Annotated in this window: 10 protein-coding genes; 5 read left to right on the top strand and 5 right to left on the bottom strand. The window is 66.3% G+C overall.

The features are described 5' to 3' along the window. The first annotated feature begins 373 nt into the window (after positions 1–373). Positions 374–1399 (top strand): histone deacetylase family protein, encoded by a 1026-nt coding sequence (locus Q4610_RS21030; protein WP_304537779.1) that lies wholly within the window; start codon positions 374–376, stop codon positions 1397–1399. 49 nt (positions 1400–1448) lie between these two features. Continuing rightward, a complete protein-coding gene (locus tag Q4610_RS21025; RefSeq protein ID WP_304537778.1) occupies positions 1449–2678 on the top strand; it encodes a dicarboxylate/amino acid:cation symporter in 1230 nt (409 codons plus the stop codon). On the opposite strand, the gene Q4610_RS21020 is transcribed toward Q4610_RS21025, so the two are convergent. Next, entirely contained in the window at positions 2675–4708 is a 2034-nt protein-coding gene (locus tag Q4610_RS21020; protein ID WP_304537777.1) for a S9 family peptidase, read from the bottom strand. The two genes, Q4610_RS21025 and Q4610_RS21020, sit on opposite strands and share 4 nt — an antisense overlap. A 295-nt stretch (positions 4709–5003) precedes the next feature. Further along, positions 5004–5183: a hypothetical protein gene (locus Q4610_RS21015; RefSeq protein WP_304537776.1), complete on the bottom strand. Its 180-nt coding sequence runs from the start codon at positions 5181–5183 to the stop codon at positions 5004–5006. Between Q4610_RS21015 and Q4610_RS21875 the strand changes: the two genes are divergently transcribed. Together Q4610_RS21875 and Q4610_RS21010 are read left to right on the top strand one after the other, a co-directional pair. After that, positions 5163–5348: a DUF6894 family protein gene (locus Q4610_RS21875; protein ID WP_425262596.1), complete on the top strand. Its 186-nt coding sequence runs from the start codon at positions 5163–5165 to the stop codon at positions 5346–5348. The genes Q4610_RS21015 and Q4610_RS21875 overlap by 21 nt on opposite strands. A gap of 336 nt (positions 5349–5684) precedes the next feature. After that, positions 5685–6275 (top strand): MDR/zinc-dependent alcohol dehydrogenase-like family protein, encoded by a 591-nt coding sequence (locus Q4610_RS21010; protein ID WP_304537775.1) that lies wholly within the window; start codon positions 5685–5687, stop codon positions 6273–6275. A gap of 336 nt (positions 6276–6611) precedes the next feature. Here the strand turns inward: Q4610_RS21010 and Q4610_RS21005 are convergent, their stop codons facing one another. From Q4610_RS21005 to Q4610_RS20995, 3 genes are read right to left on the bottom strand one after another with little or no spacing between them, the layout of a single operon-like run. Next, positions 6612–7322: an aspartate/glutamate racemase family protein gene (locus tag Q4610_RS21005; protein WP_304537774.1), complete on the bottom strand. Its 711-nt coding sequence runs from the start codon at positions 7320–7322 to the stop codon at positions 6612–6614. Next, positions 7312–8226, bottom strand: a complete 915-nt coding sequence (locus Q4610_RS21000; RefSeq protein WP_304537773.1) for a 3-hydroxyacyl-CoA dehydrogenase NAD-binding domain-containing protein — start codon at positions 8224–8226, stop codon at positions 7312–7314. The genes Q4610_RS21005 and Q4610_RS21000 overlap by 11 nt, the downstream gene beginning before the upstream one ends. Further along, positions 8223–8858, bottom strand: a complete 636-nt coding sequence (locus Q4610_RS20995) for an FMN-binding negative transcriptional regulator (protein WP_304537772.1) — start codon at positions 8856–8858, stop codon at positions 8223–8225. Before Q4610_RS20995 ends, Q4610_RS21000 begins: the two co-directional genes overlap by 4 nt. A 212-nt stretch (positions 8859–9070) precedes the next feature. Here Q4610_RS20995 and Q4610_RS20990 point away from each other — a divergent pair. Further along, positions 9071–9381: hypothetical protein (locus Q4610_RS20990; protein ID WP_304537771.1), on the top strand; the 311-nt coding region annotated here is incomplete at its 3' end.

The following is a 9381-nucleotide window of genomic DNA, read 5'->3' as shown; positions in this document are numbered from 1 at the left end:
GAAGACCGGCCCGATCCGGATGCCTTGCGGCCGCTGCGCGCCGTCCGATCCCTGCTCGCCGCGTGACGTTCGCTATCCGTTCGCCCTTACCGTGCAGATACGTCACTTTCGTGTAGTCACCCCAATAGCGAGACCAGCCTGTTGCTGAGCAGCGTCTGACCAACCTTTGCGGGTACGGTTTTCGGCCCGACTCACTGATCTTGCCACCGTCTTCGAACAATCGACGCGATTTTCCGGCCCAGGCCGCCAGTTGTTCGGCGTTTCAGACAAAAACCGTTATATACCAGATATTTGAGGTACTTTGTCTGTTCGTGGACAGACTTTGCTTGTCGGCGCTAGCGTTTCGGGAACACCCAAGAGGGAACCCCGTTCGATGCTCGTCTACCATTCGTCCTCCGCCACTCGTCACGACCCCGAGAGCTTCTACCGCCGCGGCCGGCCGATCGAGCATCCCGAATCGACTGGCCGTTACGAAGTGCTCAAGGCGGCGGTGGTCGAGGCCGGCTATCCGCTGATCGAAGCGCAAGCGCACGGACTCGAACCGATCGCGGGGGTGCACGATGCCGGTTACCTCGAATTGCTTTCGGGCGGCTGGGCCCGCGCGGTCGAGGCCGAGCCGGGCATCGAAGAAATTGTGCCTACCCAATTCGCGCCCTGGACCCCGCACCGCCGCCCGGAAGGCCTGCTCGGCCAGCTCGGCTATCACATGACCGACACCTCGACGCCGCTACGGGCCGGCACCTGGGCGGCGATCACCGGCGCGGCGCATGCCGCCGTCGATGCGGCCAACGAAGCGCTGGGCGGCGGCACCGCCTATGCGCTGGCCCGCCCGCCGGGTCATCATGCGTCAGGCGCGCATGCCGGCGGTTTCTGCTATCTCAACAACGCCGCTATCGCCGCGCAGCGGATCGTGGCGGCGCGCGGCTCGGCGGCGATCCTCGATATCGACGTGCACCATGGCAACGGCACCCAGGCAATCTTCTACGATCGCCCCGACGTGCTGTTCGTCTCGCTCCATGCCGAGACGTCCAACTATTACCCCTATTTCACCGGCTATGCCGAGGAGATCGGGGACGGGGCAGGGCACGGCTTCAACTATAATCTCCCGCTGCCGCTAGGCTCCGCGGATGATGCCTTCCTCGACGCCATCGCAAAGAGCCTCGAGCGGATCGCGCAGTTCGATCCCCCGGCGCTGGTGCTCTCCCTTGGCCTCGACGCCGCGATCGACGATCCGATCGGCGCTATGGCCGTTACCACCGAGGGCTTCGGCCGGGCGGCGGCGCTGATCGCCGGTTTCGGCAAGCCGACTGCGATCATCCAAGAGGGCGGCTATCTGTGCGAGGCGTTACCGCGAAATCTCGCCGCATTCCTTGCCAGCTACGACGCCGTCGTCGCATGAAGCCTCGCGCGGCAGGGCTGCTCGCACCTTCTTTCGACGGAGCATAATCTTGTCCCTCACCGTCCGCATCCTGATCGCCGTCGTCGCCGGCCTGCTCGCCGGGGGCGTCATCGCGCGCCTCGGTCCGACCTGGCTGGGCGATGCGCATGCGGTCGCGCAGACGATCGGCACCGCCTGGCTCGACGGCCTCAGGATGACGATCGTGCCGCTCGTCTTCGCACTGCTTGTCACCGGCGTCGCTTCGGCCGCCGACGCGGCGCGGGCCGGCAGTGCAGCGGGCAGGGCGCTGTTGCTCTTTACCATCGGCCTCGTCGCGGCGGCGCTGTTCAGTGCGGCGCTGACGTCGTCGCTGCTCGCGATCTGGCCGGTGCCCATCGGCGCAGCTGCGGAATTGGGCGGCAGCGCGCTTCAGCCCGACCTCAAGATCGGCCTCACCGCCGAATGGCTGCTGAGCTTCATCCCGGTCAATCCGGTGGGCGCAGCGGCGCAGGGCGAGATGGTGCCACTAGTCGTCTTCGCCCTGCTATTCGGCTTTGCGGTGACGCGCGTCGCCGAGCAACGGCGCGAAGCCCTGCTCAACCTCTTCCACGGCGTCGTCGATGCGATGCTCGTCCTCGTCCGCTGGGTGCTGGTGCTCGCGCCGATCGGCGTGTTCGCGCTCGCCTTCGTCGCCGGCGGCCGGGGCGGACTCGCTACCGCCGGGGCGCTGGCGCAGTACGTCGCGCTCGTCGTCATCGCCTGCGCCAGCGTGACGCTGCTAATCTATCCGGTCGTCGCGATCTTCGGCCGAATCGGCATCGCGCGTTTCGCACGGGGAGCGCTCGCTGCCCAGGTGATCGCCTTCAGCACCCAAAGCTCGATCGCCTCGCTGCCCGCGATGATCGCGGCGATCGACAAGGGCCTCGACGTGCCCGAGCGCGTGCGCAACATCGTGCTGCCGATGGCCGTCTCGCTGTTCCGGGTGACCAGCTCAGCGGCGAACATTGCGGTCGCGCTGTTCGTGGCCTCGCTCTACGGCGTGCATCTTGGAGCAGCGCAGATCGTGATGGGCGCGCTGGTTGCGGCGATCGTCAGCCTCGCTGCGGTCGGCCTGCCGAGCCAGGTATCGTTCTTCACCGCGATCGGGCCGGTTTGCCTGGCGCTCGGCGTGCCGCTCGACGTGCTGCCGCTGCTGCTGGCGGTGGAGACGGTGCCTGACATCTTCCGCACCGTCGGTAATGTCACCGCCGACATGGCGGTGACCCGGATCGCAGCGGCGCGGGAGAATCCGGGCGCCTAAGCCACGCAGTTCTCGGCAAAGGCCCAAAATCTCGCCATCTCGTCGAATTCGGCGCGCTGGTCGCCGCTCGACTGGTGACCTGCATCGGGGTTGACCAGCAGAATCGCCGGGTTGCCGCTGGTCGAGCGCCGACGCACCTGGGCTACGAGCTTCGCCGGCTCCCAATAGCTCACCCGGTCGTCCTTGAGGCCGGCCGTGCAGAGCAGCGGCGGATAGGCCGCCTCGCGGACATTCTCATAGGGCGAGATCGAAGCGATATAGTCATAGGCCTTGGGATCGGCGAGCGGATCGCCCCAGTCCGGGCGGAACAACGGCACCAGCGGGTGATCGGCATCGCTCATCGTGTTGAGCATGTCGACGAACGGTACTTTGGCGATCACGCCTGCCCAGAGCTCGGGCGCGAGGTTCATCGCGCCGCCGACCAGCAGGCCGCCGGCCGAAAGGCCGAACGCTACGACGCGCTTGGGCGCGGTATAGCCGCCTCGGCACAACGTCTGTGCGCAGGCGACGAAGTCGGTCATCGAATTGCGTTTGGCGAACAGACGCCCGTCGAGGAACCAGCGGCGCCCCTTTTCCGATCCTCCGCGGACATGCGCGATCGCGTAGCGCCAGCCCTTGTCGATCAGCACCGTCGCCGGCAGCGAGAAGACCGGGTCGCTCGAAATGCCATAGGCGCCATAGCCATAGAGGAGGAGCCGGGCGCTGCCGTCCTTGGGTGCATCGCGCCGCGAAACCAGCGTGATCGGCACGTCGACGCCGTCGGGCGCCGTGGCGCTCAACCGCTCGACGACATAGGCATCGGGGTCGAAGCCGTGCAGTTGCTCGGCAGCGACCAGGTGCTGGCTTCCCGAGGCGAGATCGACGTCGATCCAGTGGCGCGGCTGCACCGGCGATTCGTACGCGATGCGGACGGTGGGGGCGCGATAGTCCTGGCCCTCGGGCAGTTCCAATGCATAGGCGGCCTCCGGGAAGCCGATCGTCCGCTCGCGACCGTCGTCTTGGCGGAGGACGATGCGATGGAGCCCGTTTTCGCGCTCGAGCCGGACCAGCGCGCTTTCAAACGGCACGACCGAGAGAATGGGCACGCCGGACCGGTGCGGCACCAGCGTGGGGCCGGCCTTTAGCGTGCGCGGATCGAGCCGAACGATCTTGCCGTCCATGGCGCCCTCTTCATCGGTCACCATCAGCAGCGCGCCCTGCCACTCGTCGATACCGTAGGTCACACCCTTGGCGCGCAGGCGGACGATCCGGGGCGGGCCGGTCTCGTCCATCGCCGCGATCAGCCGGACTTCGGCCGTATCGGGGCCTGAAAGGGTAAGCCGCACGAAACCGTCTGCGGCGGTGCGACCAATCTGCATGAAGATCGCAGCATCGGCTTCCTCATAGACCAGTACCGGGTCGCCGCCGGCAACAGCCGAGCGATAGAGCCGCGTCGGGCGATTGCGCGCATCGCGCCAGATCCAAAAGAGCCAGGCCGAGGAGGGCGAGAAGACCAGTCCGCCATAGCCATAGGCGTCGGTCTCCACGGGAATCGAAACCTTGCCCGTCCGGGTATCGAGCACGCATAGCCGGTGCCGGTCGTTGCCGACGACGTCCTCGGCCCAGGCGAAATAGCGATGGTCGGGGCTCGGCTGGTGACCGGTTGTCCGGTAATAGGCATGGCCCTTGGCGCGCTGTGCCTCCTCGACCAAGACCTGCTCCTTGCCGTCCGCGCCGATGCGATAATGGACCGCGTGTTCGCCGCCTTCCGGCAGCCGACTGGCGTAGCGCCACGCGCCGCGCTGCAAGGGCGGCGCGGACACGCCGCCACCCGCCCGGGCCAGCATCGCCGAGAGCAGCCGCTCACGCTCGGGCCGGATCGGCGCGAGCATCGCCGCCCCATAATTGGCCTCCGCCTCAAGCTGCTTGCGGATCATCGGCGGCAGCGTCTCGAAGCTGCGGCTGCCCTTGGCCGGCACATATTTCAGCCAGGAATAGGGATCGTTGCGCTGGCGGCCGAGCTGGGTGATTACATGGTCGACGCGAGGCACCTGCGGCGGCGGGGCCTCCGGCCAACGGGGCGAAGCCGTAACTGCCCAAGCTGATTGCGCGAGACCGCTCATCGCGGTGGCGGCCGCACCTCCAAGCAAATGACGCCGGCTGATTCGAAGCGCTGTAGTCACGGTGCCTCCCGTTGGACGAGGGTATGCGGGGGACGTTCAGATCCCGGCCAACAAGGGCTAGCGCTCAGTACTGACCGCTGTCCATGATCCCGCCCAATCGAATAAGGCAATGCGAACAAACGACAATTGTGCCTCTATCGTACAAGTCGCGAACTTCGCCCCCCTAAAGCGTTTTTTGTTCGACGCACACGCGATCGTTTGACGGAATCAAGCGGCCGACGACGCCGGTGATCCGAGTCAGCAGCAGGGCTACGCCCATGTGGAGGGGTGCGTGAATCATTTCTAAGGCGGCGCGGACCGTGTCTTCCACCACCGCGCGGCCTTGTTGCGCAAGCGCGGCCATCGCCTCGCCGCGGCCGGCGATACGGGAGATTACGCAAGGGATTTGGCGTCTGCCGCGGTGCGACAAGGGCGGCTGCCCTTGACCCACCGCATCGAGGTTGAAGATAAGGCCGGGAAGGTATTACTGAGGGCTACGTTTGCCGATCCCGTCGAGGTTACCAGTTAGCGCCGTACAAACAGCGCAAGGTCTGGTTTTAAGTCGCGAGTGGTTAGAATCTGACGCTTGGAACCCTCCGCTCGGGTTGGGGCTGGCAGATTTCGGCCAATGTGCGCGGATTCGAACGTAGATTTTCCACCGGTAGCCAGAACGCATCCTTGCGTCCTATTGTTCTCTTACGGACGCGACCGAGGCGGTGTCGTTACTCACCCTCATTTCCAGGTAAGCATGACGCGACCGCTCGCCGGGACGCGGTAATCAATCCGGTCCGCGATAGAAGCCTGCGGCCGGAGCGGGTCGCCCCCTGCGCCTACCAAGGCCACGTCACCTAGCTTCCGACGGGTCATGCGCACCAACGAAAACCCGGCCGTGCATGTCTCGCCGCCATCGAGCGTCAGCGTCAGCGCGCGGTCCCCGGTCCGCTTCATGGACCGCACGAAACGCGCCCGGATCCAGGTGGGAGCTACCGTGCTGGTGAACGGCGCTTCCGGCGCCTTTGGTTCGCTGGCGGTGCGCATCGCACGTCAACTCGGCGCCGCGAGGGTAATCGCGACCGGGCGCAACCCGGCGCTCCCAGGCCAGCTCGGTGCAGACGCCGCGATCACGCTCGGTGACGATCCCGACTTGGTCAAGCGTAAGATGGCGACTTACTTTGCCGGGGGGATCGATATCGTGCTCGACTATCTGTGGGGGCCGAGGGCGCGTAGCCTGCTCGTTGCCGGGGCCAAGGCCGGTCCGGCGGGCCGGCCGATCCGATTTGTGCAGATCGGATCGATCAGTAGCGCCGAAATTGCCATGCCTGCGGCCGTGCTGTGCTCGTCCGCGATCGAGATGATGGGAAGCGGCATCGGCTGCGTGCCGCTCGATCGGCTCCTCGCGGCTATCAAGGGCGCGATGTCGGTCGCCGATCAGATCGGGCTGGAGCTTCCCTATTAAGCGATGCCGCTTTCCGATGTCGCCCGTGGCTGGTCCCGGTCGGGCGAGACGCGGACCGTGTTCTTCGTCGGCGAGGGGGCTTAACCCTGCCGATTCGTCTGGCGGGTGCGCTCTTTTGATCAGTCGGCGGAGCGTGGCAAGCTCTCGGCAAGGACCCCGATGCCTTCGTTCCCGAAGATATCGAAACGCCGTCGATAAGGATTGGGCGCTCGAGGGTGTGGACTGCATCGGCGCGGTGCGCGGCATCGAGCTCCGTCTAGGCCTCGACCGCACGCCGGAGATTGGTGACTTCCGGCAGGTCATCGCCACCGCGAGCGCGAATAGCGGATTGCTCCCTCAGCCTTGCGCTGTCCGCGCCGATTGTCTGGCTCCCAGCGCACGACGCAATCCGAGGACAGCTGCTTCGGGGGTTGTGATCACCGGCAGGCAGGTGCGGCGTTCGACTTCCTGCGCTGCGCGTGCGAGTGAGAATTGACCAAGCACGATCATGTCCGCAGAACGTAGCGTTGCGGCGGCCTCTGCTACCAGCGTGTCATGGCGTGCCCCGTCGCCGGCCTGCAGCGCAGTTAGGGCACCCTTGGCGACGACGCCCTGGATGGCGACTGACCTGCCGGTGATCTCGGCATATCGCCGCAATTCGTTCGATAGAGACTCGAACGAAGCTTCGAAGGTTACGACCAGCCCGATCGACGACGCCATGGTCACGGCGGCGATAAAGGCTGCCTCATTCGGCTTGAAGACGGGCAGGCGGGTCAGTCGCTGCACCGATTCGATCGCCGGACCGAAGGCGGAGCAGGTGAACAGCAGCGCCTGGGTGGTACCCGCTTCGCCGCCGCTGGCCTCGGCATAGTCTGCCAGTGCCTGGACGCGATGCATGATCGAAGCGTCGAGCTGGCCGATCGCAGCGCGATCCTGCGACAGCGAAGTGTCGAGCAGGTCGAAGCAATAGGCTTCGGGCCATAGCCGCGCGAACGCGGCACGGCAGGGCCCGACCGAATCGCTGAGCGCATGGATGAGCGCGATGCGCGGACGCATTTCAGGCTGCATCGTTCATGCCCTCCCGTCGCGCTGCGAGCACCCGGACCAACGCACGGTCTCGCGCCGCGGCGATCTGCTCCAATGATCGGCCCGCGGCCTCCGCATCGACACCCTCCACCAGCATCGCACAGACAGAAGGCGTGAGTTCCGGCGTGCCCAGACTGGTCCATCGCCGCTGTTGGCTTGGCCCCAGGTGTCGCAGATAGGTTTCGATACCACCCGGGCCACCGCCCAGATGATAGGCCATGTGCGCGCCGATCACCGACCAGCGCAGGCCGGGCCCGTGGACGAGCGCGCGATCGACGGTCTCGACGTCGGCGATCCCCTCGGCGACCAGGTTCACGGCTTCGCGCCAAAGCGCGGATGCCAGGCGATTGGCGATATGCCCGACCGCGTCCTTGCGCAGCGTTACCGGCTCACGGCCCAGCCCGGCATAGAAATCGACTGCCCGGCGGCGCAGATCGGCGTCCGGCGTGTAAATTTCGACCAGCGGCATCAGATGCGGCGGGTTGAACGGGTGCGCGGTGAGAAGCCTGCCGGGATCGCTTAGTGCGGGCGAGAGCTCCGACCAGGTGAGCGACGAGGTGCTGCTGGCGATCGGTGCCCTGGCATTTACGGCCTCGATCTGCCGGTACAGATCGTGCTTGAGCGCCGCTGCCTCGGGCGCATTCTCCTGGATCCAGTCAGCATCGCCTACCGCTTCCGCAAGCGTTGTCGCAATGCGCACGCCGCCATCAGCCTCTGCCGCATGACCCATGGCAGTGCGTACCTCGCCGCGCAGCCGCACGATGCGCTGCTCGATGCCAGTCAGCGCAGCGGGGGCAGGGTCCCACAGGATCACGTCATGGCCATGGGCCGTCATCAGCCCGGCCCAGCTCTCGCCGATCAGGCCACAGCCAAGGATGGCGATCATAGCGCGCCGTCCAGATCGGCGGCGATATAGTCGGCGAGCGTCCGTTCCCGCTGCGCGCGCAGCGCGGCGACTACCCGCTCGCGATCGCCTGTCGGATGGCGCTGGCTCAATTTGGTCGATCCTTCGATGCTCTCGATATGGACGCGGAAGGAGCGGATCAGCGGCAGCAGAAACGCGACCCGGCCCTCCGGGGCGTCGTCGATCGTCCATGGATTGGCGGCACTGGCCTCCATCCGGTCGATGGTGCGGCGCAGGATCTCGAGCTGCCCGGCATCGTCGTCGATCACCTCGAGCTGGCCGCGGACATGCGTGGCGACATAGTCCCAGGTCGGCACCTCGGGCTTCTCGGTATACCAGCGCGGGGAGATATAGGCGTGTGGCCCGGCGAAGATCGCCAGGACCCGGTCGCCCGTCCGCATCGCCTGGGCATGGCTGCCCCGCCGCGCGAGGTGACCGATGAGCGTGGCCCGATCGCTCCGCTCGAACAGCATCGGCGTGGTCGTCGCATGAAGCTCGGGCGAAAGCAGCGTGGCGAACGGATAGTCGTCCACGATCCGCTCCGGCTCGAGTGCGGCATAGGCATCGGGGCGGTATAGGGTGGGCGCTGCCGGCGCTGGGGTATCGGCCACCATGTCCTCGATCGGTCCGGAGCGCAGAAGCCTAGCATCCGCGGGGGCGTCCAAAAGTGCCAATATCGCTGCCGCTGGTGTTCGGGTTGCACCAGCTTTGCCGTCCGGGTGCATGGTGCGGCCGGCGCACCAGCGAGAACATTTTTTGCATATGTGGCACCGCGATTTCTGACGCATACTGCCGGGTCGGAGATCAACGGAAAGGGTCGAAACATATGAAGCATCGCACCGGCGTCGCCGCCCTTGTCACTTGCCTGCTGATGGGTGCCTCGGCCGGATCGGCCCAAACGGCGGCGCCCAGCCCGCCGGATTCACAGGCGGACCTCGTTCCGGTGCTCAATGGCGGCGGCAGCGAGTTGCGCTTCGATTGGCCCGCGCTCAAGATCGGCAGCGCCTCCTATCGTGAGGGCCCCACCGGGGTGACGGTCTTCAGCTTCGACAAGAAGGTGCTGGCGGCGGTGGACGTGCGCGGCGGGGCGCCGGCCACCATCAATACCGACCTCGTCCGCCTCGGATATTCGAGCTA

It is taken from the genome of Sphingobium cyanobacteriorum (assembly GCF_030580935.1).
Taxonomy (GTDB): domain Bacteria; phylum Pseudomonadota; class Alphaproteobacteria; order Sphingomonadales; family Sphingomonadaceae; genus Sphingobium; species Sphingobium cyanobacteriorum.
The sequence above is the reverse complement of the archived record's forward strand: the minus strand, read 5'-3'. Positions and strand labels throughout refer to the sequence as shown.